Source organism: Streptomyces sp. NPDC006265 (assembly GCF_040613555.1).
Taxonomy (GTDB): domain Bacteria; phylum Actinomycetota; class Actinomycetes; order Streptomycetales; family Streptomycetaceae; genus Streptomyces.
Genome location: NZ_JBEXSH010000029.1, coordinates 1 through 23,593, shown reverse-complemented (window position 1 = coordinate 23,593; position 23,593 = coordinate 1). Strand labels below are relative to the sequence as shown.

The 23,593-nt window shown below is 69.9% G+C and carries 21 protein-coding genes and 1 pseudogene; 10 read left to right on the top strand and 12 right to left on the bottom strand.

Annotation, left to right across the window (positions count from 1 at the left end; genetic code table 11):
- From ABZ281_RS04965 to ABZ281_RS04940, 6 genes are all read right to left on the bottom strand, one after another.
- A partial coding sequence (locus ABZ281_RS04965) for a VCBS repeat-containing protein (protein WP_356652173.1) occupies window positions 1-1,134 on the bottom strand: 1,134 nt, incomplete at its 3' end.
- Between the two features lie 17 nt (window positions 1,135-1,151).
- Window positions 1,152-2,597, bottom strand: coding sequence for an FG-GAP repeat protein (locus ABZ281_RS04960; RefSeq protein WP_356652171.1), 1,446 nt, complete (start codon window positions 2,595-2,597; stop codon window positions 1,152-1,154).
- 35 nt (window positions 2,598-2,632) lie between these two features.
- Window positions 2,633-4,048, bottom strand: coding sequence for a hypothetical protein (locus ABZ281_RS04955; protein WP_356652169.1), 1,416 nt, complete (start codon window positions 4,046-4,048; stop codon window positions 2,633-2,635).
- Between the two features lie 402 nt (window positions 4,049-4,450).
- Window positions 4,451-5,785 (bottom strand): VCBS repeat-containing protein, encoded by a 1,335-nt coding sequence (locus ABZ281_RS04950; protein WP_356652167.1) that lies wholly within the window; start codon window positions 5,783-5,785, stop codon window positions 4,451-4,453.
- A gap of 377 nt (window positions 5,786-6,162) precedes the next feature.
- Window positions 6,163-6,543, bottom strand: coding sequence for a hypothetical protein (locus ABZ281_RS04945; RefSeq protein WP_356652165.1), 381 nt, complete (start codon window positions 6,541-6,543; stop codon window positions 6,163-6,165).
- Between the two features lie 20 nt (window positions 6,544-6,563).
- Window positions 6,564-7,142 carry a hypothetical protein gene (locus ABZ281_RS04940; RefSeq protein ID WP_356652163.1) on the bottom strand — a complete coding sequence of 193 codons (579 nt, stop codon included), beginning with the start codon at window positions 7,140-7,142 and terminating at the stop codon, window positions 6,564-6,566.
- Between the two features lie 415 nt (window positions 7,143-7,557).
- Here ABZ281_RS04940 and ABZ281_RS04935 point away from each other — a divergent pair, with 415 nt between their 5' ends.
- Entirely contained in the window at window positions 7,558-7,824 is a 267-nt protein-coding gene (locus tag ABZ281_RS04935) for a hypothetical protein (RefSeq protein WP_356652161.1), read from the top strand.
- A 383-nt stretch (window positions 7,825-8,207) separates the two neighbouring features.
- On the opposite strand, the gene ABZ281_RS04930 is transcribed toward ABZ281_RS04935, so the two are convergent.
- The 4 genes and pseudogenes from ABZ281_RS04930 to ABZ281_RS04915 form a co-directional block, all read right to left on the bottom strand.
- Window positions 8,208-8,567, bottom strand: a complete 360-nt coding sequence (locus ABZ281_RS04930) for a hypothetical protein (protein WP_356652159.1) — start codon at window positions 8,565-8,567, stop codon at window positions 8,208-8,210.
- A 161-nt stretch (window positions 8,568-8,728) separates the two neighbouring features.
- Window positions 8,729-9,511, bottom strand: a pseudogene (locus tag ABZ281_RS04925) (GntR family transcriptional regulator).
- Complete coding sequence (locus ABZ281_RS04920) at window positions 9,508-10,050, bottom strand: UTRA domain-containing protein (RefSeq protein ID WP_356652157.1); 543 nt, start codon at window positions 10,048-10,050, stop codon at window positions 9,508-9,510. Before ABZ281_RS04920 ends, ABZ281_RS04925 begins: the two are co-directional and overlap by 4 nt.
- A gap of 82 nt (window positions 10,051-10,132) precedes the next feature.
- A complete protein-coding gene (locus ABZ281_RS04915) occupies window positions 10,133-10,393 on the bottom strand; it encodes a winged helix-turn-helix domain-containing protein (RefSeq protein WP_356652155.1) in 261 nt (86 codons plus the stop codon).
- A gap of 448 nt (window positions 10,394-10,841) precedes the next feature.
- Here ABZ281_RS04915 and ABZ281_RS04910 point away from each other — a divergent pair, with 448 nt between their 5' ends.
- A complete protein-coding gene (locus tag ABZ281_RS04910) occupies window positions 10,842-11,180 on the top strand; it encodes a hypothetical protein (protein ID WP_356652153.1) in 339 nt (112 codons plus the stop codon).
- A 92-nt stretch (window positions 11,181-11,272) separates the two neighbouring features.
- Here the strand turns inward: ABZ281_RS04910 and ABZ281_RS04905 are convergent, their stop codons facing one another.
- A complete protein-coding gene (locus tag ABZ281_RS04905) occupies window positions 11,273-13,597 on the bottom strand; it encodes a heterodisulfide reductase-related iron-sulfur binding cluster (protein ID WP_356652151.1) in 2,325 nt (774 codons plus the stop codon).
- A gap of 298 nt (window positions 13,598-13,895) precedes the next feature.
- Between ABZ281_RS04905 and ABZ281_RS04900 the strand changes: the two genes are divergently transcribed.
- The 7 genes from ABZ281_RS04900 (at window position 13,896) to ABZ281_RS04870 (ending at window position 21,820) form a co-directional block, all read left to right on the top strand.
- On the top strand, window positions 13,896-14,915 hold the full coding sequence (locus tag ABZ281_RS04900; RefSeq protein WP_356652149.1) for an MraY family glycosyltransferase: 1,020 nt from the start codon (window positions 13,896-13,898) through the stop codon (window positions 14,913-14,915).
- Between the two features lie 94 nt (window positions 14,916-15,009).
- Window positions 15,010-16,869 carry a molecular chaperone DnaK gene (gene dnaK / locus ABZ281_RS04895; protein ID WP_356652147.1) on the top strand — a complete coding sequence of 620 codons (1,860 nt, stop codon included), beginning with the start codon at window positions 15,010-15,012 and terminating at the stop codon, window positions 16,867-16,869.
- Window positions 16,866-17,522, top strand: a complete 657-nt coding sequence (grpE, locus tag ABZ281_RS04890) for a nucleotide exchange factor GrpE (RefSeq protein WP_142161421.1) — start codon at window positions 16,866-16,868, stop codon at window positions 17,520-17,522. Before dnaK ends, grpE begins: the two co-directional genes overlap by 4 nt.
- A 33-nt stretch (window positions 17,523-17,555) precedes the next feature.
- Complete coding sequence (gene dnaJ / locus ABZ281_RS04885; protein ID WP_356652145.1) at window positions 17,556-18,755, top strand: molecular chaperone DnaJ; 1,200 nt, start codon at window positions 17,556-17,558, stop codon at window positions 18,753-18,755.
- A gap of 5 nt (window positions 18,756-18,760) precedes the next feature.
- Complete coding sequence (locus tag ABZ281_RS04880) at window positions 18,761-19,213, top strand: helix-turn-helix domain-containing protein (RefSeq protein WP_033310108.1); 453 nt, start codon at window positions 18,761-18,763, stop codon at window positions 19,211-19,213.
- Window positions 19,214-19,472: 259 nt separating this feature from the next.
- Complete coding sequence (locus ABZ281_RS04875) at window positions 19,473-20,594, top strand: substrate-binding domain-containing protein (protein WP_356652143.1); 1,122 nt, start codon at window positions 19,473-19,475, stop codon at window positions 20,592-20,594.
- A 188-nt stretch (window positions 20,595-20,782) separates the two neighbouring features.
- Window positions 20,783-21,820 carry a LuxR C-terminal-related transcriptional regulator gene (locus ABZ281_RS04870; protein ID WP_356652141.1) on the top strand — a complete coding sequence of 346 codons (1,038 nt, stop codon included), beginning with the start codon at window positions 20,783-20,785 and terminating at the stop codon, window positions 21,818-21,820.
- Here the strand turns inward: ABZ281_RS04870 and ABZ281_RS04865 are convergent.
- Complete coding sequence (locus ABZ281_RS04865) at window positions 21,783-22,727, bottom strand: helix-turn-helix transcriptional regulator (protein WP_356652139.1); 945 nt, start codon at window positions 22,725-22,727, stop codon at window positions 21,783-21,785. The two genes, ABZ281_RS04870 and ABZ281_RS04865, sit on opposite strands and share 38 nt — an antisense overlap.
- 370 nt (window positions 22,728-23,097) lie before the next feature.
- Here ABZ281_RS04865 and ABZ281_RS04860 point away from each other — a divergent pair, with 370 nt between their 5' ends.
- Entirely contained in the window at window positions 23,098-23,433 is a 336-nt protein-coding gene (locus tag ABZ281_RS04860; protein WP_030846386.1) for a hypothetical protein, read from the top strand.
- The last annotated feature ends 160 nt before the right edge of the window (window positions 23,434-23,593 follow it).

Sequence of the window (23,593 nt, the reverse complement as noted above, 5' to 3'; positions counted from 1 at the left end):
TGTTCGTTGCCGCCGCGCTCGGTGCGGTAGTAGGTGATGGCCTGAGTGGTGTCGATGTCGGTCAGGCCCGCTGCCGCGGCGTCCTCGAGGGTGTCCCGCGTAGCCGTCGCCGTTGGTGTCGGCGGCCGAGGTCGCGTAGCCGAAGTTGTCGTCGGCCTCGGGGCTGCCGGAGACGCCGGAGGTGGCCTGGGTGAGGGTGATCGATGTGCCCGGGCCCGACGACGTGCCGCGCCAGATCGTGACCGCGCCCTTGCCGTTGTCCTTGTCGGGCACGCCGAGGGCGATGTCGCCGTAGCCGTTCTTGTCGAAGTCGCCGATGACGGGGCTCGGGTAGAGGCCCTGCTGCCGGTCGCTGAGCGTCCTGGAGGTGCCCGAGGCGAGGCCGGAGGAGGTGCCCTTGAGGTACCAGGCACGCTCGCGGATCTGGCTGCCGTTGATCTCCGTGCCGATCACGACCAGGTCGGTCTTGCCGTCGCCGTCGACCTTTCCGGAGGCGAGGGCGGAGGAGTACCAGCCGCCGGACCCCTTGTCGATCTTGCTGACCTTGCCGGTGGTGCCCGACTTGGTGAAGGGGCCGCGGTACAGCCACGCCTCCTCGCCGCCGATCACGGCCAGGTCGGGGGAGCCGTCGCCGGTGAAGTCGCCGGTCGCCAGGTCGCGGCCGAAGTGGCCGCCCGCGCCGCCGACCGGGGAGATGTTGGTGCCGCCGGACAGGCCGGACTTCGAGCCCCACAGGACGGTGACCGTGCCCCGGTGGTCGGCGCTGCCCACGTGCTCGGTGGGGTTGCCGACGACGAGGTCCGCGTAGCCGTCCTTGTTGAGGTCGGCGCTCGCGAGAGACGCGCCGAACTGGTCGTCCTCCTCGCCGGCGCCGGGCACGCCCGCGCTGTCCTGGTGGAGGTACTTGGGGTGGGCGGTGTCGAGGCCGGTGGTGGTGCCGTATACGACGGTGATCGTGCCGCCCTCGCGGTCGACGTCGTTGTAACCGCCGTAGGCGAGGTCGCGGCGGCCGTCGCCGTTGAAGTCGTCGTAGTGCTTGGCCACCGCCGCGGCGGCGGGGCCGGTGAGGAACACGGGGGTCACGCCGGTCGCCAGCAGGGCGGCGACCAGGGCGGTCGTGGTGGATCTGCGCATGGGGATCTCCTGGTTCGTCAGCCGATGAGGCCGGCGCCGAACGCGCCGTAGGAGCGGATCTGGCCGAGGCTGCCGGGGCCGAAGGTGCGGGCGCCGTCGGTGACGGGGCCGGTGGCCGAGCCGCGCAGGGCCGTGATCGCGCCGATGCCCTCGTCCTCGAAACCGGCCGTGGCGGTGAACTCGGCGTGACCGTCCTTCGTGACGTCGGCCAGCAGGACGTCGGAGCCGAAGTAGTCGAGGGCCTCGGCTGAGCCCGGGACGCCTGCGGTGTTCTGGGTGAAGGTGCGGGCGCCGGTGCGCGAGACGCCGGAGGCGGAGCCGTTCATGAGGATCGTGGCGCCGGTGTCCTCGATGGTGCCGACGTCCTCGAAGACGACGCCGATGGCGAGGTCGCCGTAACCGTCACCGTTGGTGTCGCCGATGGAGACGGCGCTGCCGAAGCCGTCGTTCGCCTCGTCGGCGCCCGGGACGCCCTCGGAGTCCTGGGTGAGCTCGGCCATGGGCGCGTCGCCGTTGACCGGGCCGCCCTCCGAGCCGCGGATGACGACGACCCGGCCGCCGAGACTGCCGCTGTGGTCGACCTCCTCGGTGAAGACGTTGCCGAGGGCGATCTCGTCGTAGCCGTCGCCGTCGATGTCACCGAGGGCGAGGGAGGTGCCGCCGTTCAGGGGCCGGGGGAGCGAGGTGTCCAGGCCGGTGGCGGTGCCGAGGTAGGCGGCGCCCTTGGACCAGCTGCCCGACTCGCCCGAGTCGAGGTGGACACGGTAGGTGAGGGCCAGGTCGGACCTGCCGTCGTCGTTGGTGTCGCCCGCCGCCATGGCGTCGACGCTGTACGACGCCTCGGGCAGGGCGACCCGCTTGACGGCGCCGGTGGTGCCGATGGTGGTGAAGGGGCCGCGGAGGACGTACGGGTCCGCGTAGGCGCTCGCGGCCAGGTCCGCCTTGCCGTCGCCGTCGAAGTCGCCGGCGGTCAGCAGGTTGCCCCAGTGGTCGTGCGCGGAGACCGCCGGGTCCTTCACGGTGGTGCCGTTCTTCAGGCCACTCGCCGAGCCCCACAGGACGGTGACGGAGCCGCCGTCGACGTCGTCGCCGACATCCTCGCCGGGAGAGCCGACCGCGAGGTCGGTGTAGCCGTCGCCGTTGAGGTCGGCCGGGGCGATCGCCTCACCGAAGGTGTCCTCGGCCTCGGCGGCGCCGGGCACACCGGCGGTGTTCTGGCTGATCACGGTGTTCTTGGCCGGGTCGAGGCCGGTGGCGCCGCCGTAGACCACGGCGACGTAGCCGGCCATGCCCTGGCCGTCCACCTTGGCGTAGGGGGCGGCGAAGGCCACGTCGCCGTAGCCGTCGCCGTTGAAGTCGTAGGGGGCGGCGGCCGGCACGGCGTGCGCGGCCGGGGCGGAGAGGGCGAGGGCGAGCGGGGTCAGGGCCGCGGCGAGGACCGCGGCGGTGATGCGGGTGCCCATGGGAGTACGTGCCTCACAGGAGAGTCGGCGGGACGTCACTGGGCCACGCTCGAGCCGAGGTCGACGCGGCCCTTGAGGGAGACGGCGGTGGACGTGATGCCCTGCGCACCGCTCGTGGTCAGGCCGGAGGCGGAACCGCGCAGGGTCCACAGGCCGCCGGTGGAGTTCTCGCCCTGGACGCCGACGACCAGGTCCGCCTTGCCGTCCTTGGTGACGTCGGTCAGGCCGACCGCGGAACCGAAACGGTCCGAGGACTCGGCGGAGCCGGGCACCCCGGCGGTGTTCTGGGTGTACGACTTCACGCCGCTGCCGGTCTTCAGGCCGGAGGCGGAGCCGAACAGCACGGTCACCGAGCCCGCGTCCTTCACCGAGCCGATGTCCTCGCCCGGGGCGGAGACCACGACGTCGGCGTAGCCGTCGCCGTTGATGTCGCCGGTGCTCACCGCGCTGCCGAAGCCGTCCTCGGCCTCGCCCGCGCCGGGCACGCCCGCAGTGTCCTGGTGGACGACGGTCGGCTGCTGCGCCGGGTCGGGGCCGTTCGGTCCGCCGTACCAGACGGTGACCTGGCCGCCCTTGTGGCCGCCGGGCTTGAGGCCGTACGGGTCCGTGGGGTCGCCGAGGACGAGGTCGCCGTAGCCGTCGCGGTTGATGTCGCCGATGGAACCGGGGTAACCGTCTGCGTTCGGCAGATCGGCCATCTTGTACGTCGTGCCGGTCCAGCGGAAGTAGTCGATCTCGCCGCCGGTGTCGCCGTCCACGTTGAAGGGGTAGACGCGCTCGGCCGCGCCGTCGCCGCTGAGGTCGCCCGCGATCACCTCGAACGTGGTGCCGACCTCGCCGACGCGGAGGTTGTTCAGCGGGCCGCCGGTGCGGGTGAAGGGGCCGTTGTAGATGCGGGTGTGGCTCTGGCCGGTGAGCGTGACGTCGCTGTCGCCGTCGCCGTCGAAGTCGCCGGTGGCGATGCCCCGGGAGAAGTTGCCGTACTCGGCGAGCGTCGACGGCTGCGGCAGGCCCTTGCCGCCGGCCAGGCCGGACTTGCTGCCCCACAGGACGGTGCCGGAGCCGACGCCGTCCCGGTCGCCGATGCTCTCGTTTGAGGCGCCGACGACGAGGTCGGAGTAGCCGTCCCGGTCCAGGTCACCGCTGGCCAGGGCGGAACCGAACAGGTCGCCCGACTCGGCGGTACCGGGCACGCCCGCGGAGTTCTGGGTGATGACGGCCCGGCGGGCGGCCGAGACACCGGACGCCGAGCCGTACAGCACGACGACGGCACCGGCGCAGGAGGCCGAGCCGACGTCGGCGCACGGGGCGCCGGCCGCGACGTCCCGGTATCCGTCGCCGTTGAAGTCCCCGGCGAGACCGGAGGGGGCGGCGGTGGCGGGGGAGACCAGGGCGGTGGTGAGCAGGCCGGTGGTGAGCGTGGCGGCCAGCAGGAGGGTGCGCTTGCGCAAGGTGGGACTCCGGGTGGGAAGGGGCCGGGCCGGACCTGGAGGGCCGCCCCCGGGGGTGCAGGTTGCTGGGGTGGTGCGGGTGCTCCGCTTGGCGGGCGGCGGCTGGGGTGGTGCGGGGTGCTCCGCCCCGGGGGGCTTCGTCGGCGTGGGACACCCGGCCGGCGTGGGACGGCTCCGCCGGTGCGGGATGGCTCCGCCGAGGCCGGATGGCTCCTCCGGTGTGGGATGGCCCGCTGATCCGGATGGCTCCGCCGGTCCGGGGCGGCCCGCCGGTGCGGGACGGGCCCGCTGGTGCGGGACCCGCTCCGCCGAGGGCGGATGGTTCCGCCGGTGCGGGGCGGGCCCGCTCGTGCGGGACCCGTTCCGTCGCCGTGAGGGTCGCCCCGGTCGGTGCCGGATGGCTCAGTCGGCGAAGTTCGCGCCGAAGTTCGGGTAGCCCGTCGTCGAGACGCCCGAGTCACTGGGGGAGACGGTGCGCGAACCCGTGGCGGTGATCTTCGTGCCGTTGGACGGCAGGTAGAGGACCGCGCCGTTGCCGTCGTTCTCGTACGAGCCGGCCAGTACGTCGGCGCGGCCGTCGCCGGTGACGTCCTCGAGCTTCACGTCGGCGCCGAGGAAGTCGTCCTTCTCGTCCGAGCCGGGGACGCCCGCGGTGCTCTGCGCGAACGACTGGGTGCCGGAGGAGGTGTTGATGCCGGAGGCCGAGCCGTACAGCACGACGAGCTGGCCGGCGTCGGTGACGGAGCCGATGTCCTCGCCCGCGACGCCGTTGACGAGGTCCTGGAAGCCGTCGCCGTTGACGAGGTCCTGGAAGCCGTCGCCGTTGACGTCTCCGATGCCGGTGATGACACCGGACTTCAGCGGCTGGGCGCCGGCGGCGGACAGGCCGGAACTCGTCCCCGGCAGCAGGTAGTTGGTGTTCCAGTAGTGGCCGGTGGCGGTCTCGAAGCCGTCGGCGACCAGGTCCGTGCGGTGGTCGCCGTTGACGTCGCCCGCGGTGATGTTGAGCGGGCCCGAGCCGTCGCCCGACGCCTGGACGGGGGCCTTGACGCCGTAGCGGCCCTTGATCGCCGTGCCGGAGCCGCTGATGCCGCCCTTGAGCACGTAGAGGGTGTTGGAGGTGTTGCCGACGGCCAGGTCCGCCTTGCCGTCGCCGTCGAAGTCGCCGGCGGCGAGGTTCCGGCCCCAGCGGTCGTGCTTGGTGGGGGCCGCGTCGGCGATCGAGTCGCCCTTGCCGGTGATGCCCTGGGCCGAGCCCCACAGGACCGCGACGGTGCCGCCGTCCTTGTCGCTGCCGACGTCTTCCATCGGGGAGGAGACGGCGAGGTCGTCGTAGCCGTCGCCGTTGAAGTCGGCGTAGGCGCTGTCGGCGCCGAACACGTCGCCGGCCTCGGCGGTGCCCGGGTTGCCGGTGGTGTTCTGGCTGATCGCGGACCGCTTCGCGGAGGACACTCCGGTCTTCGTGCCGTACAGCACGACGAGCTGACCGGCGTCCTTCTTGCCGCTCACGAACGCGCCGGAGGCGGAGAACGCCACGTCGCCGATGCCGTCGCCGTTGAAGTCCGCCCGCGCGGCGTGCGTGCCGTCCGCGGCCGTCGCCGTGCCGGCCGTGGCCGACAGCAGCGTGCCGGTCAGCGCGGCCGCGGCGCCGGTGGCCAGGGCGAGCCGCGCGCGGCGGCGCCGGGACGGGTGAGCGGGTACGGGCCGGCGCCCGAAGGGGCGCTCGTGCTGCTGCATGCGGGGTCTCCTGCTGCATGCGGGGGATGTCTGGCGGACATCCACAGTCGATGGAGGGCCAAACTGTCCGTGTTCGCCGGGAGTTGTCCGGGCGTTCACGGGCGTTCGGCGATCAAGAGACCCGTGGCGGGACGTAAGGGTTGTACGTGAGTTCGGTTAATTTCCGGGGCTGATGGGAGCGGGCGGTGATGCGGGGCGGCGGTGCGTGCCGTCCCGCGGATGCACGGGCAGACATCGGCAGGCACAGGCACGCGTCGGCAGCCGTAGCGCAGCTCGAGGGGCGGACCGTGGGCAGACCGTCGGAGCCCCGGAACTCACTCACCGCACGCGACGGTGTCCGGCGGGGCGAGGCCCCGCCGGACACGGATGCTCCCCGATCAGAACAGGTGGGGTGCCAGACCGGCGGTCGCGCCCCCGATGACGGGCACGAGCAGGACCGGCCAGCCGCGTGCGCTGCGCAGCGGCGACTCCTCCTGGCGGATGATCAGCGCCAGGGCCATGCCGGCCATGGCGGGGAGGGCGATCCCCAGGATGGCGAGCACGAGCAGGTTGGGTACCTCGTGGCGGGTGACGGCCCACCCCGCGCCGAGGCTGAGCGACGCGGCGGTGATCAGCTCCCCGGTCGGCTGGATGAGGCCGAGGCGGGGACGATCGGCCCCGGCGACCATCGCCCGGGTGCGGACGACCGCGAGCATCCAGATGATGCCCGCGACGACCAGCAGGGTCTCGCAAGCGAAGACGATGTTCGCTGCCAGCATGTCGATGCCTCCGATCACTGCTAGTGGCAGGCTGCCTTGACGCCTTCGAGCCCCAGAAGCTGGGCGCCGACCCACTGGAGGTCGTTGGCGAGCGTGTGTCCCTTGCCCTTGCGGATGGCCTTGATCGCGCTCACGATCCGCTTGACCCCGACGCGCTTGGCCACCCTCACGATCTTCACCATCTTCGTGGCGGGCAGGAGGTTGGTGCCGATGGCGACCGCGACGGCGCCCATGCAGCCGAAGCTGGGCCAGCCGAAGCCGACCAGTGGCTGCCCCGGCTTCCGGTTCTGCTGCTTGAGGTAGGCGGCGGTCGCCTCGTCCCCCTGTGCCAGCACGTCCTCGGGCACGGACAGCATCGAGTTGAGCAGGGCCTCCCACTGGGCGTCATCGGCGTCGTCGTCGGAGTCGGCGACGGCGGAGTCGGCGACGGCGGAGGCCGGTGCGGTGATGCCGGTGGATGCCGGAGCGGTGGTGCGCGGGGTGGCCTCGGCCGCCTGCGCACCGGTGCTCGCGGTGAAGATCGCGCCCGCGGTGAGGGCGGACACGAACATGGCGGTGCCGCGCGTGAAGAGGGCCCGGTCGGTCGTTCTGGTGAACATCTGTCCCCGTGTGTTTCTCGTGGTGCTGCGCGCACGCGCAACTGCCCGCCCTGGCAAGGCGGGAGAGACGCGCGTGCGTCTGTGGTCGAGATCAACAGAAGCAGACCAAGATCGGGCGGGCTGTGACGGAAGCCATGATTCCGGGCCTCTCTGCCCGACATTTGTGCGGATGTCACGCCCTGATGACCATCCGAACCCAGGCGCGGCACCGATGGAACCTTCAAAAGGAAACTAGCGCTGCTACGGGGTGAGCGCCATGTGGTTGAGCGCGAGATCAAACCGCCTCAAGCGCCGGGCCGTGGCCTCGAGATGCGACAAGCCTGCCATCCGCTACGAAGTCAGGTGCTGGTCGCAATCCTCAACGAGTGGCTGTGACAAGCCTCCACAGGATTGCCCGACGTACACTCCATCCGCGATGAAGCGACATGTTCATTTCACCGAGCAGGCGGGACGATTCCGCGACTGCATCCCAGCCGACGATCGAAAGACACTGCTGCGGGTCGTCGACCGGATCGCCGACGACCCACAAGGCCCAGACACCCACCTTGCCTATATGGACGATGACGCGACCCGCTCCACCTGGGCCGAGGGCCTCATGGTGCACTACCTCGTGACCCCATCCGACGTGGTCATTGTCGAGGTCGACATTTATGACGCCGGCAGAGGCTTCAACATCGTGTGAACAGCGGTTGCCGTCAACACACCCTTCTGTGCAGGTACTGTCCGGACCCTCCGTGAGGTTCGCGCCCGACAGCCCGTCCAGCGCTGTCCAGGTATCTCCTCCTTGGCACCCAGCAGAAATAGCCGGCGATCTTCCGTACGGGGCAAGGCGGGCATCGAGGGACGGCACAGCGGCCCCGCTCGACCGCCCCAGCCGATCCACGTCCAAAACTCGCGCGCTGTGGTCAAAGGCGTGCGGTAGAAGGCTGTCGAGACGATGTCGCGGTTGACCGACAGGGCCTCGTCGACGCGCTTGTCAGCGACACCGGGTCAGGACCTGAGCGCCTGGCCCGGTGCGTCCGCCTCGCACGGTGACCACTGGCCGGCCGACACCGCCGACGATGCCTATGCGGACGGCGTCCGGTACGGAAAACGCTCGTGGTGCTTGTAGCCCAGCACCAGGGCAGCCGCGGCCCAGACGATCACGACATGGAGATCGGCCTCGTCGCCGAGGCACTGGCTCTTGTCGCGGCACTCCTTGCTCAGCTCCACAATCCCCTCGCCGACGGCCCCGTTGACTGCGAGCTGGACCAGCCAAGAGACGCCGCTGGCCACTTGCAGCCCGGCGACCGCGCCGAACGCCCAGGCGCCGCTGCGGGCGTCGAACGGCGTCTCCGCGGGCAGCGGCCGGTAGTAGGCCAGCAGGATGAGCGCGCAGACGAGCCCCACGACCCCGTTCAGCAGGTCGTACTCACCGTCGTCCATGACCAGGACGAAGACAGTGGTGAAGGTGGTGGCGGTGAGAGCCCCCCTGGTCGACGCCCCGCATGGTCGCTGTCACAGAGCAAGACGGTAGGGCTTCGGAGACGAACTCGCCCCTTCAACAACGTGATTGGCCCTGATCGTGTGGCGTGGTGCGGCGATTGCTACTCCGGCACGAACTCGTACAGCACCTCGTGGAGGTGTCCCGCCTTCACCCTCGAGGTGGCTTCGATCGGACGTCCGTCGGCCGCGTGGACCACCCGCAGCGTGCACAGCACGGGCAGACTGCCGGGCAGGCGTAGGACCTCGAACTGCTCCTGCGTGGGCACTCGGGCCGATACACGGTCCACACAGTGATGGGGTGCGTGGCCCAGGTGACCGAGCAGGGTGGACGTTCCGCCCTTGATGCGGCGGTGGTCCGTCAGTGGTGTGCCGTCGGCGATGTTCAGCGGGTAGTAGGAATTCACGAGTTCAGCCGGTTCGTCGTCGATGAGTACGAGCTGGCTGCGGAGTACCGCCACGCCGTCCTCCGGGAGAGTGAGGGCGCTGCGGATGTCCGCGGGTGGGACTGTCTTCCTCACGTCGAGGAGCGTGATGCGGGCGTCCGTGCCGTGCTTGGCCGCCTCGGTGAGCCAGGGGTAGGACTGCTCGGCTGCGGCCGGGGTGAGGGACACCGCAGGGCGTATCGTGCGCCGGTGGTGTTCGCGGACGGTCACCCCCGCTCCTGCTCGTCCGACCACCAGGCGCTCGTCCTTGAGGAGTTGGAGCGCCTTCCGGATCGTGGAGTTCGAGGCGTCGAAGCGGGTGCGGAGTTATGCGGTGGAGGGCAGGTTCGCGCCCGACGGCAACTCGCCGCTCATGATGTCGTCGCGCAGGTCGGCCGCGATCCGTTCGTGCAGCGAGCGGAGGTCGTGGGATTCCGGTTCGGCCTTGGGCACTGCGGTCATCCGATTCTGATCTCGTAGCGCAACTGGTGGCGTTGGGCGGGCATCACCATACGGTCGACCTGGATGGGTCGTTCGTCGCGGTCCAGGGTGAGCCTGGTGAGGCGCAGGACCGGTTCCGTCGGCGCGATTCGCAGGGTCTGCCGTTCCTCTTCGTCGGGCAGGCCCGCCGTGACGTCCTCCCTGACCAGCGCGCCGACATGACCCAGTTCGGCGAGCAGGGTGACGGCTCCGCCGCGGATCTTTGCCGTTCCGGCGAGCGGTGTGCCTCGGGCGATGGCGACGGGGTAGTAGGTGTCGGTCAGTTCGTTCGGCTCGTCGTCCAGGAGGATCAGGCGGCGTCGTACGACGACCGGTTCCCCGTCCGGGACACCGAGCAGCCGTGCGACCTCGGCCGGCGCGGGCACCTCTCCGGCGTGGACGATCCGCTGGGATCCACGTCGGCCCTGGGCGGCCGCGTCCTCACTCCAGGCCTCACCCTGCCCCTGTTCACGGGGTGTCAGGTACGGCATCGACGTGCTGGTCCACCTGCTCGCGCTCACAATGCTCCTCGACGCAGCCGACAGCTTGACAGGCCGGTCCGCGATCCGGCCTCCGGGTCCGAGCGTGAAACGACGTCTCTGCCTACGCCCCCTCGGCCGAGGACTTCCCGTGACGCTCCGCGACGAACGACCCCAGACCGACCTCCGCCCGGACGAGTCCTTCCGTCTTGAGGTGCGTCAATGCCTTCTGCGCGGTCGAGGCGGCGATGCCGAACTCGGTGGACAGTTCCACGACGGACGGCACCCGACTGCCCACGGGGTACGACCCGTCAGCGATGCGGTCGGCGATGACTGCGGCTACCTGCCGCCAGACAGGACGGGTGCGGTCAAGCTCGGGACTCATGCAGTGGACGCTAAAACCCTGCGGTAGACCGCGCGACCGCAGTAGACTGCGGTAGACCACGAGGATGCGACATGCAGAAACCCCCGCGACGGGTGGAGCCGTCCGGGGGCGTGGCCACCAGCGAAGCCGAACGGAGCTGATGACGTGCTCGACCTTATCCGCCGTCTTCTGGAGTGGGTGGGTCTCTCGGCCCCACCTCCCATGCACGCCGTGCCCTCGCGCGTCCATCGCGTACCCTTCCCGCCGCACCCGTCCCGGGTCGGGCGCCGCTTCCTGCTCACCGCAGTCCGTACGGGCTGGCCGCCGTTGTCGACGGCGCTTCAACCGTCACCGTGCGCCCCTACCTCGCCGTTCATGAGGAACGCCAAAGGCGTCGTGAGCTCACCATGGTGTCGTCGGGAACGGATCTGCCCGGGCCCTATTGGCTCGAGCGGACGGAGGTCGCTTGATGAGTGCGGACTTCGAGTCGGCACAGCCGGAGGCGGGGCAACGGTTGCGTGAAGCGCGCCTACTGCCCTGGTCCAGCCCTGAGGGCAAGCCGAGCTACCTGATCACCGACGACCGCGGAGGACGCCTGTCGCGTCTGGCCGACACAGCCGAAGCGACCCAGCTCGACATGGGCGCCCAGCTCCTCGCGCATGCCGAGGACATGCTTCCGGACGCCACCGAGACGCAACTGCGCTTCCTGGCCGAGCGGCTGACCGAGGCGCTGCGGGACATTCTCCGTGTTGTCGAGAGCCGGGAGCGGCGGACTCCTGCGTGCGCCTGTCACACAGGACGACGGTGAGAGTCCCAGGAGCCCGTAGGCCGTAGGGAACGCCTGCGCCCCCTGCCCGACAACTCGGGCAGGGGGCGCAGGAAAGAACAGACGGAGGCCGCCTACTTCACCGGCTCCGGCTCCGGCGCGCTCGTAGAGTCCGACGTGCCGGCCGGCGGCTCGCCGTCGTCGTCCGAGTCGTCGTCGGTGTCCTCCGCCGTGACCGGCGTCTTCACCGAGTCCAGCAGCAGCTGGGCGACGTCGACGACCTGGATGGACTCCTTCGCCTTGCCGTCGTTCTTCTTGCCGTTGACGGAGTCCGTGAGCATGACCAGGCAGAACGGGCAGGCCGTCGAGACGATGTCGGGGTTGACCGACAGGGCCTCGTCGACGCGCTCATTGTTGATGCGCTTGCCGATCCGCTCCTCCATCCACATCCGCGCACCACCGGCGCCGCAGCAGAAGCCGCGCTCCTTGTGGCGGTGCATCTCCTCGTTGCGGATGCCGGGGACGGCGGCGATGATCTCGCGCGGCGGCGTGTAGATCTTGTTGTGGCGGCCCAGGTAGCACGGGTCGTGGTACGTGATGATGCCCTCGACCGGCGTGACCGGGATCAGCTTGCCCTCGTCGACGAGGTGCTGGAGCAGCTGCGTGTGGTGGATGACCTCGTAGTCGCCGCCGAGCTGCGGGTACTCGTTGCCGAGCGTGTTGAGGCAGTGCGGGCAGGTGGCGACGATCTTCTTGGCCGACTTGGGCTTCGCCGACTCGGCGACGACCTTGCCCTCGTCGTCCATCTCCTCGCCGAACGCCATGTTCAGCGCCATGACGTTCTCCATGCCGAGCTCCTGGAACAGGGGCTCGTTGCCGAGACGCCGGGCGGAGTCACCGGTGCACTTCTCGTCCCCGCCCATGATCGCGAACTTGACGCCCGCGATGTGGAGCAGTTCGGCGAAGGCCTTCGTCGTCTTCTTGGCGCGGTCCTCCAGGGCGCCGGCGCAGCCGACCCAGTACAGGTACTCGACCTCGGTCAGGTCCTCGATGTCCTTGCCGACGACCGGGACCTCGAAGTCGAGTTCCTTGAGCCACTCCAGGCGCTGCTTCTTCGCCAGGCCCCAGGGGTTGCCCTTCTTCTCCAGGTTCTTGAGCATCGTGCCCGCCTCGGACGGGAACGACGACTCGATCATCACCTGGTAGCGGCGCATGTCGACGATGTGGTCGACGTGCTCGATGTCCACCGGGCACTGCTCGACACAGGCGCCGCACGTGGTGCAGGACCACAGGACGTCCGGGTCGATGACGCCGTTCTCCTCCTGCGTGCCGACCAGGGGGCGCTCGGCCTCCGCCAGGGCGGCGGCGGGCACGTCCTTCAGCTGCTCCTCGGACGCCTTCTCCTCGCCCTCCATGGTCTTGCCGCCGCCGGCCAGCAGGTACGGCGCCTTGGCGTGCGCGTGGTCCCGCAGGGACATGATCAGCAGCTTGGGGGAGAGGGGCTTGCCCGTGTTCCAGGCGGGGCACTGCGACTGGCAGCGGCCGCACTCGGTGCAGGTGGAGAAGTCCAGCAGGCCCTTCCAGGAGTACTGCTCGACCTGGGAGACGCCGAAGACGTCGTCGTCACCGGGGTCGGTGAAGTCGATCGGCTTGCCGCCCGAGGTCATCGGCTGGAGCGCGCCGAGGGCCGTGCCGCCGCTCGCCTCGCGCTTGAACCAGATGTTCGGGAAGGCGAGGAAACGGTGCCAGGCCACACCCATGTTGGTGTTGAGCGACACCACGATCATCCAGACGAACGATGTGCCGATCTTGATCATCGCGACGAAGTAGACGAGGTTCTGCAGCGCCGTGACGCTCAGCCCCTTGAACGCGAGCACCAGCGGGTACGACGCGAAGTACGACGCCTCGTAGTGGTCGACGTGGTGGAGCGCGCCCTCCAGACCCCGCAGGACGTAGATCGCCAGGCCGATGGTGAGGATCACGTACTCGACGAAGTACGCCTGGCCGGCCTTGGACCCGGCGAAGCGGGACTTGCGGCCCGGGCGGCTCGGCAGGTTCAGCAGGCGGATCGCGATGAGCACCGCGATGCCCAGGGTCGTCATCACGCCGATGAACTCGATGTACAGCTCGAACGGCAGGAACTCGCCGATGACCGGCAGCACCCAGTCGGCCTTGAACAGCTGGCCGAAGGCCTGGGCGAGGGTCGGCGGGAGCGTCAGGAAGCCGACGGCGACGAACCAGTGGGCGACACCGACGATGCCCCAGCGGTTCATGCGCGTGTGGCCGAGGAACTCCTTCACCAGGGTCACGCTGCGCTGGTAGGGGTTGTCGGTCCGGGTACCGGCGGGGACCGGCTGGCCCAGCTTGAAGTACCGGACGAACTGGCCGATCGCGCGTGCGAGCAGCGCGACGCCGACCACGGTCAGTACCAGCGACACGATGATCGCGGCGAGTTGCATGGGGGCTCCTCGGGCCTGCGAGGGGTTTCGTCGGGGTGACCTGTCGTTTTGCAGGGTTCCCCGAAATTACTAAGCGGTAACTTATGCAGTCCGTCTGAGACTACCCTCATCCTCCGCCGCACTGTAGCCGGGTGGGCAGTGATCTGAATCGCTGAGGGTTGCCTCAGAAACGGACCGGATCCGGGTCACCCTCCCGAGGCGATCCCGGCGTCGATCTCGCCGTGGCCCGTCGCGATCCTGACGCCGTCTCCTCGTGTTATTCATACCGAATTGCCATAATTCCGCCTACCTTATATCCGTGCTCTACGGGATCACCGCCGCCGCCACCGCCCTGCTTCTCACCGCCCTGCTCGCCGCCGCCCTGCGGACCCCCGCACTGCGGCTGCGACTGGTCGAGCGGCGGCGGCAGCGGGACGTACCGCTGTCCGGGGGTGTGGCCGTCGTGCTCGTCACGGGCCTGGTCGTCGGGGCCGGGGAGTGGCTGGGGCTCGCGCCGCCCGCCGACGGCGCGCGCGGGGTGCTCGTCGCCTCGGGCGCCGTCGCCCTGCTGGGGCTCGCCGGGGACGTGTGGCGGCTGCGGCGGCGGGTGCTGGCCGCCGGTACGGGCGCGGCGGCCGCGTGTGTCGTGCCGTACGGGGAGACGGGGGTGGGGGCCGGGCTGCTGGCCGTCGCGTGGGTCGTGGCGGTGGTGTTCGGGTTCCGGGGGCTCGATCACGCCGACGGACTGGCGGGCACGGTCGGGGTCGTCATGGCCTTCGGTGTGGCGGCCTGTGCGGCCGTCGAGGTGATGGACGGCGTCGCGGGGCTGATGAGCGTGCTGGCCGCCGCGCTGACCGGGTGCCTGCTGCACAACTGGCACCCCGCGCGCGTGGCGCTGGGCGGCTGCGGGTCCATGTCCGCGGGGTTCGTGATCGCCGTGGGGGCCGTGTACGCCCGGGCCGGGTTCGGGGTCGTGGAGAGCGCGGGGGTCCTGTTCGCGCTGACCGCCGTGGTGGGCGCCGATGCCGTACTCGTGCTGGGGGTACGGCGGTTGGCCGGGCGGGGCGTGGGGCGCGGTGGGCCCGACCATCTGGCGCACCGGCTGCGGCGGCTCGGGCTGACCGCGCCGGGGGCGAGTCTGCTGCTGGGGGCCGGGGCGTTGTCCGGGATGCTCGTCGGGGTACTCGCGCATGCGGGTCACATCGGGGCCGGCGCCCTGTGGTGGGTGGCGGGAGGGGCCCTCGTCGCGGTGTTCACCCTCGCGCGTGTCCCTGTGTACGACCCTCGACACAGCGTATCGCCGCAGGTCGCAGCGTCATTGCGCGTAAGGAACGGATAAGAGTTGAGCCTGCCCGACTCAGCTCTGTTGACCGGTCGGGAGCCGTCGTGCACACTTGAGTCCGTTCCACTCAAGTCAGCTGGAGGAATCAACCATGGCACGTGCGGTCGGCATCGACCTGGGCACGACTAACTCCGTCGTCAGCGTTCTGGAGGGCGGCGAGCCCACCGTCATCACCAACGCCGAGGGCGCCAGGACCACGCCGTCCGTCGTCGCCTTCGCCAAGAACGGTGAGGTGCTCGTCGGAGAGGTGGCCAAGCGCCAGGCGGTCACGAACGTGGACCGGACCATCCGCTCCGTGAAGCGTCACATGGGCACCGACTGGAAGATCGAGCTCGACGGGAAGCCCTTCAACCCGCAGCAGATCAGCGCCTTCGTGCTCCAGAAGCTCAAGCGTGACGCCGAGTCCTACCTGGGCGAGAAGGTGACCGACGCGGTCATCACCGTCCCGGCGTACTTCAACGACTCCGAGCGCCAGGCCACGAAGGAGGCCGGTGAGATCGCCGGTCTGAACGTCCTGCGCATCGTCAACGAGCCCACCGCGGCCGCCCTGGCGTACGGCCTCGACAAGGACGACCAGACCATCCTGGTCTTCGACCTCGGTGGCGGTACGTTCGACGTCTCGCTGCTGGAGATCGGCGACGGCGTCGTCGAGGTGAAGGCCACCAACGGTGACAACCACCTCGGTGGTGACGACTGGGACCAGCGCATCGTCGACTACCTGGTCCAGCAGTTCCAGTCCGGCCACGGCGTGGACCTGGGCAAGGACAAGATGGCCCTGCAGCGTCTGCGTGAGGCCGCCGAGAAGGCGAAGATCGAGCTGTCCTCGTCCACCGAGACCTCGATCAACCTGCCCTACATCACCGCCTCCGCCGAGGGCCCCCTGCACCTCGACGAGAAGCTCACCCGCGCCCAGTTCCAGCAGCTGACCGCGGACCTGCTGGAGCGCTGCAAGACGCCGTTCCACAACGTCATCAAGGACGCCGGCATCTCCATCAGCGAGATCGACCACGTCGTCCTGGTCGGCGGCTCGACCCGTATGCCCGCCGTCGCCGAGCTCGTCAGGGAGCTGACCGGCGGCAAGGACGCCAACAAGGGCGTCAACCCGGACGAGGTCGTCGCCATCGGCGCCGCCCTGCAGGCCGGTGTCCTCAAGGGCGAGGTCAAGGACGTCCTGCTCCTCGACGTCACCCCGCTGTCCCTCGGCATCGAGACCAAGGGCGGCATCATGACCAAGCTCATCGAGCGGAACACGACGATCCCGACCAAGCGGTCCGAGATCTTCACCACCGCCGAGGACAACCAGCCGTCCGTGCAGATCCAGGTCTACCAGGGCGAGCGCGAGATCGCGGCGTACAACAAGAAGCTCGGGATGTTCGAGCTGACCGGTCTGCCGCCGGCGCCCCGCGGCGTCCCGCAGATCGAGGTGTCCTTCGACATCGACGCCAACGGCATCATGCACGTCACGGCGAAGGACCTCGGCACCGGCAAGGAGCAGAAGATGACCGTCACCGGCGGCTCCTCGCTGCCGAAGGACGAGGTCGACCGCATGCGCCAGGAGGCCGAGCAGTACGCGGAGGAGGACCACAAGCGCCGCGAGGCCGCCGAGTCCCGCAACCAGGGCGAGCAGCTCGTCTACCAGACCGAGAAGTTCCTCAAGGACAACGAGGACAAGGTCCCGGGCGAGATCAAGACCGAGGTCGAGGAAGCCGTCGCCGAGCTGAAGGAGAAGCTCAAGGGCGAGGACTCCGCCGAGATCCGCACCGCCACCGAGAAGGTCGCGGCCGTCTCCCAGAAGCTCGGCCAGGCCATGTACGCGGACGCGGGCGCGGCCCAGGCCGCCGGTGGCCCCGCCGGTGACGCGGATGCCGCTGCCGGTGGTGCCAAGGCCGCTGACGACGACGTCGTCGACGCCGAGATCGTCGACGAGGACCGGAAGGACGGTGCCGCGTGACGGAGGAGACCCCGGGCTTCGACGAGCAGCAGCCCGACGTCCCTTCCGGCGCCACCTCCGACGACGCCGAGCCGAAGGCCGCCTCCCCCTCCGCTGAGGAGGGGGCGGCCCCGGCCGGGGACACGGGCCAGGACGTGGCTCTGGTGGCCCAGCTGGACCAGGCCCGCACCGCGCTCGGTGAGCGCACGGCGGACCTCCAGCGCCTCCAGGCCGAGTTCCAGAACTACCGCCGCCGGGTCGAGCGCGACCGGATCGCGGTCAAGGAGATCGCCATCGCGAACCTCCTGACCGAGCTCCTGCCCGTGCTCGACGACATCGGCCGCGCGCGTGAACACGGCGAACTGGTGGGCGGCTTCAAGTCCGTCGCCGAGTCGCTGGAGAGCACCGCGGCGAAGATGGGCCTGCAGCAGTTCGGCAAGGAGGGCGAGCCCTTCGACCCGACGATCCACGAAGCCCTGATGCACAGCTACGCACCGGACGTCACCGAGACGACGTGCGTCGCGATCCTGCAGCCCGGGTACCGGATCGGCGAGCGCACCATCCGCCCCGCGCGGGTGGCGGTGGCCGAACCCCAGCCGGGGGCGCAGACGGTCAAGGCGGACGAGTCCGCCGACGCCGACGACAAGGAGAGCGGTGGCCCGGACGAGGGCTGACGTCATCAACGAAGGGAAGGAGGGGCGTCGAGGATGAGCACCAAGGACTTCATCGAGAAGGACTACTACAAGGTCCTCGGCGTCCCCAAGGACGCCACCGAGGCCGAGATCAAGAAGGCGTACCGCAAGCTCGCCCGCGAGTTCCACCCGGACGCCAACACCGGCAACGTCAAGGCGGAGGAGCGCTTCAAGGAGATCTCCGAGGCCAACGACATCCTCGGCGACCCCAAGAAGCGCAAGGAGTACGACGACGCGCGCGCCCTCTTCGGCAACGGCGGCTTCCGCCCGGGGCCGGGCGGCGCGGGCGGCTCCTTCAACTTCGACCTGGGCGACCTCTTCGGAGGCGGCACCCAGGGCGGCGGCCAGGGCGGCGGCCAGGGAGCCGGCGGCTTCGGCGGCGGACTCGGTGACGTTTTCGGGGGCCTGTTCAACCGCGGCGGCGCGGGCGGGCCGGGGACGCGTACGCACCCCCGGCGCGGCCAGGACATCGAGTCCGAGGTCACGCTCAGCTTCACCGAGGCGATCGAGGGCGCGACCGTCCCGCTGCGGATGTCGTCGCAGTCGCCCTGCAAGGCCTGTTCGGGCACCGGCGACAAGAACGGCACACCGCGTGTGTGCCCGACCTGCGTCGGCACCGGGCAGGTCGCCCGGGGCAGCGGCGGCGGCTTCTCCCTCACCGACCCCTGCCCGGACTGCAAGGGCCGCGGCCTGATCGCGGAGAACGCCTGCGAGGTCTGCAAGGGCAGCGGCCGGGCCAAGTCCTCGCGGACCATGCAGGTGCGCATCCCCGCGGGCGTCAGCGACGGCCAGCGGATCCGGCTGCGCGGCAAGGGAGCGCCGGGCGAGCGCGGCGGGCCGGCGGGCGACCTCTACGTGGTCGTGCACGTCGACACCCACCCGGTGTTCGGCCGCAAGGAGGACAACCTCACGGTCACCGTCCCGGTGACCTTCACCGAGGCGGCCCTCGGCGGCGAGGTGCGGGTGCCCACCCTGGGCGGCCCGCCCGTCACGCTGAAGCTGCCGCCGGGCACGCCCAACGGGCGCACCATGCGCGCCCGGGGCAAGGGCGCGGTCCGCAAGGACGGCACCCGCGGGGACCTTCTGGTCACCGTGGAGGTGAGTGTTCCGAAGGATCTGACGGGGAAGGCTCGTGACGCACTCGAGGCGTATCGCGAGGCGACCACGGGTGAGGATCCGCGGGCGGATCTGTTCCAGGCCGCGAAGGGAGCATGAGTCAGATGGACGGTCGTCGGCGCAATCCGTATGAACTGACCGAGGAGACCCCGGTCTACGTCATTTCGGTGGCGGCCCAGCTGTCCGGCCTGCACCCCCAGACCTTGCGCCAGTACGACCGGTTGGGCCTGGTGTCCCCGGACCGCACCGCGGGCCGGGGCCGCCGCTACTCGGCCCGCGACATCGAGCTGCTGCGCACCGTCCAGCAGTTGTCGCAGGACGAGGGCATCAACCTGGCCGGTATCAAGCGCATCATCGAACTGGAGAACCAGGTCGCCGCGCTCCAGGCCCGGGTGGCCGAGATGCAGGACGCGCTCGACGGAGCTGCGGCGGCGATGCGCCAGCGCGAGGCCGCGGTGCACGCGTCGTACCGCCGCGACCTGGTGCCGTACCAGGAGGTGCAGCAGACCAGCGCGCTGGTGGTGTGGCGGCCGAAGCGGCAGCAGCAGTCCGACTGACGCGCATGCGCACGTGAGAGGGCCGGGAGTTCGCTCCCGGCCCTTTTCGTGCGCCTTGGTCTGATTTCACCCGGTCTCCTGTGGATGACCGGGACGTGCGCGGCACTTGAAGCTGATTCCGCAGAGTCTTCACAACTGCTGCAGAGCGTGGTGTTGTCATCTCGTTAAGTGCTTCCGCTTGACGCTGGGGGCGCATCCGCGTTGGCTTTTCAGTCACATGGGTCCCAAAATTTGTGCCCACGTCCGAATCACACGCGAAGTGAGCTCCCGCATGCGTCGTCGCCTCTCCATATCAGTGGCAGCCGCCACGATGTCCGTCACGCTCGCCGGCTGCGGCGTGCTCAACGCGACGGGGAGCAGTGACGACGCGAGCCCGACGAAGGGCAACGACATCACCGTGGGGTTGCTGCTGCCGGAGAAGGCGAACACGCGGTACGAGAACTTCGACTACCCGATCATCAAGCAGAAGGTCGAGTCGCTCACCAACGACAAGGGCCGCGTCGAGTACGCCAACGCCGAGGCGAGCGCGGACAAGCAGGCGGGCCAGCTGCAGCAGATGATCGACGACCGGGTCGACGTGATCCTGCTGGACGCCGTCGACGCGCGGGCCATCGCGAGCGGCGTGAAGAAGGCGAAGGAGGCCGGCATCCCGGTCATCGCCTACGACCGGCTGGCCGAGGGGCCGATCGACGCCTACATCTCCTTCGACAACGAGCTGGTGGGCGAGGTCCAGGGCCGTACGCTGCTGGAGGCCATCGGCGAGAAGGCGAGCCTCTCCGACAAGATCGTCATGATGAACGGCTCGTCGACGGACCCGAACGCCAAGCAGTTCAAGGCGGGCGCGTTGTCCGAGCTGAACGGCAAGGTGACCATCGCCGAGTCCTTCGACACCAAGGACTGGAAGCCGGAGAACGCCGAGGCCAACATGGCCGGCGCGATCCGGAAGATCGGCAAGGGCAACATCGCGGCGGTTTACTCCGCCAACGACGGCATGGCCGGCGGCATCGTCAAGGCGCTGGAGGCCGCGGGCGTGTCCGACCTCCCGCCGATCACCGGGCAGGACGCGGAGCTCCCCGCAGTGCAGCGGATCCTCAGCGGCGAGCAGTACATGAGCGTCTACAAGTCCTACCCGCAGGAGGCGGAGAACGCCGCGGAGATGGCCGTCGCCAAGGTCCAGGGCCGCGACATCCAGTTCGCCGCTCTCGCCCGCGAGAGGGTCGACAGCCCCACGGACAAGGGCATCCCGGCGCAGCTCGTGCCCGTGGTCGCGCTCACCAAGGAGAACATCAAGGACACGGTGGTCGCGGACGACATCTACAAGCTGTCGGACATCTGCACGGCCGAGTACAAGGCGGCGTGCCAGGCTGCCGGCTTGAAGTAGCCGCGCCCCGAGCCGGGTTCACCCACCCCCCGGCCGGCCGCCGCGACGTGACGAGCCGAGGCTCGGAGATACCGGTGCGCACCGGTGGTTTCCGGTTCCCGTCGCGCGGGGAGCCGTGTTGCGGAGCACGTCCCGTCCGCGCATAGTTGCGCTGCGGCAGGACGGCGAAACCGGGGGTGGGACGGGCGATGGCCGGGCACGGGGCGGATGAGCATCCCCATGGTGCCGACCGACTGTGCGAGGCCGGGGATCGCGTGTATTCCCGGGCCGTACGGCGCGGCCGGGTGCCGCGCCGGGACGCGGAACCGGTGCCCTGCCTGCTGGAGCTCGCCCTGCTGCACCCGGACCCCGACGACATGGAGTGGCTGGTGCCGACCTCCCCGCAGGAGGTCATGACCCGGCTGCTGCGCGGGATGCACGACGAGGTCAGCGCGAGCCAGCGGCGGGTGGGCTCGGCCGTCGCGGCCGTCGAGTGGTACGCCGGGCTGGGCCGCCAGGTGCGGCCGGACGCGTCGGGGGCGGAGGGCCCGGCGATCCGGGTCCTGGACGGACTCGCCCGGATCCAGGCCGCGATGGACGAGGCGACCCAGGCGTGCACCACCGAGGTGATCACGGTCCAGCCCGGCGGCATCCGCCGCGAGGCGGAGCTCTCCGAGGGCCTGCACCGGGCGCTGGCGCTACGCGGCCGGGGCGTGAGGATGAGGGACCTCTACACCCATGTCGCCCGGCACGGGCAGGGGTTGCTGACCTATCTGGAGCTGATGGGCGACGCGGTGGAGGCGCGCACGCTGGACGAGGTGATCGACCGGCTGATCCTCTTCGACCGCACGGTCGCCTTCATCCCCGCCAACTCCGACCGCACGATGGCCCTGGAGCTACGGCACCCCGCGCTCGTCGCCTATCTCGTCACGATCTTCGACCGCCTCTGGCGCCTCGCCATCCCCCTCACGGCCCCGCTCCCCGACACGGGCATCGAGGGCATCTCCCACCGGGAGCAGTCCATCGCCGCGCTGCTCGCGGAGGGGCACCAGGACGCCGTCATCGCGGAGCGGCTGGGCATAAGCGTCCGGACCTGCCGGGCGCACATCGCCCGACTGTCGGAGACCCTGGGCGCGGCGAGCCGCACGCAGTTGGGCGTCCGCATCGCCCAGGCGGGCCTGGACGGACCACAGCGCTCCTCGACGTCTGTCAGCGTTCCTGGTCGAGAATCCCGGACTGTGCGATGAGATAGCCCAGTTGGGCACGGCTCCCGCTGCCCAGGGCCGATGCCAGCTTGGCTATATGGGCCCGGCAGGTGCGGACGTTCATGCCGAGACGGCGGGCGATGGCCTCGTCGACGTGGCCCTCGATCAGGAGCTTGGCGATGGAGTGCTGGATCTCCGTGATGCCGTCGCGGGCGGTTCCGTACGGTGTGCCGGTGCTGAGGGGGACCGACCGGTCCCACAGGTACTCGAACAGTTTGTTGAGGTAGCGGACCAGGCCGGGGTGACGCAGCTCCAGGGCGACCTGCTGGTCGTCCCGGGCGGGGATGAAGGCGACGGTCTCGTCGCAGATGATCAGGCGTTCGACCAGTTCGTCGATGGTGCGGTATTCCGCCTTGCCGTCGGAGAGCTGGGCGGCGTAGGCCAGTTGCTCGGGGTTGTAGTGCGCGGTGTGCTGGTAAAGGGTGCGGATCCTCACCCCGCGTTCGATCAAGGGCCGGTCGCGCTCCAGTCCGCGCAGCAGGCTGCGCTCGGACATCCGGTCGCTCGGCTGGACGGTGAGCATTTCCGTCTGGCACTGGACGGTGGCCATGTTGAGTGCGGCGTTGATTCGTTCGCCGCCTTCCAGCACAGTAATGGCGTCACTGGTTGCCGCCAGCTGGGTACCCAGGGCGAGGAACGGCTGAAAGGTCTCCGCGAGTCCCGTCGCCAGGCGCCGGCGATCGGCTATCTCCTGCTCCAGCGGGTTGAGCTGCCGGGACAGGGCGACCGCCGGAGGCACCGGACGGAGCCAGTTGGGGTCGTCCGGATCGGGGTGGAGCAGGGCGAACTCCATCAGGCACGGGGCGGGCTCCGCATCCACGCGGGCGATCCGTCCGGCGCGCAGAGCGGTGGCATAGAGGCGGCTGCCCTCATCGCACCACTCGGTCATCGCATGGGGATGTGTCGCCTTAGTCCGATTCGATGCCAAATTTCCACCCCCCAGGGTCCTGAACATGCAGGAACATGATGCATCGATTGTGTGGCCATGACGTGCCCGAATGAGCCATCGTCGTACCTGACGGGGGAAAAGGGGACCTTCAAGTGAGGACGAAGCCGACTATGCGTAACAGAATGCTTCGCTCGGTGCTTGTCGCCGCCTTCTCCGCCGTTGTAGCCCTCGGTGTGCTGAGTGGCTTCTCCGATGTGAAGGACGATGTTCGGGCGAACAGCAGCTGGCCGTCCGTTGCCGTGAACAGTGCCGGTGGCGCGGACAACAGCAGTTGGCCGAGCCCTGGGGCAGACGGAGCCGGGAGCTGACCGTGACCACTCCACCCGACGACCGCTCCTTCCGTCGTGAAATGGCCACCGCCTACCGCTCCGGCTGGCACTTCATCGACCTGGTCACCGCCATCCCCCACAGTGGTGACTCGTTGATGGTGACTGTTTTCGGTGAGCCGGTGGTCGTCACGCGGGACGACGACGAGGACGTACGGGCGTACCGGTGTCTGCGGCGGCCTCGGGGGGCGCCGCAGCCAGTGCGATGTGCCGTACGGTACGGAATGATCTTTGTGAACCTGGACCAACGGGACCACCAGCAGGTGGAGGCCGACTCTCCTGCCCCGAGGACCATCTCTGCCACCCCCCGCAGTGCCTGACGCGATTCCCCCGTCGTAACAGATCGCTCAGGTGCTTCCCCCCGCAGCGGCGTCACCGTGACCTGGCCCGGACGACGTCAAGCTGCTCAACCAGGAACCGGCGGTCGGCGCCTCGGCGCTGGAGGGCAAACAGGTCGCCGCGCTGTCCCAGTTCGTGCCC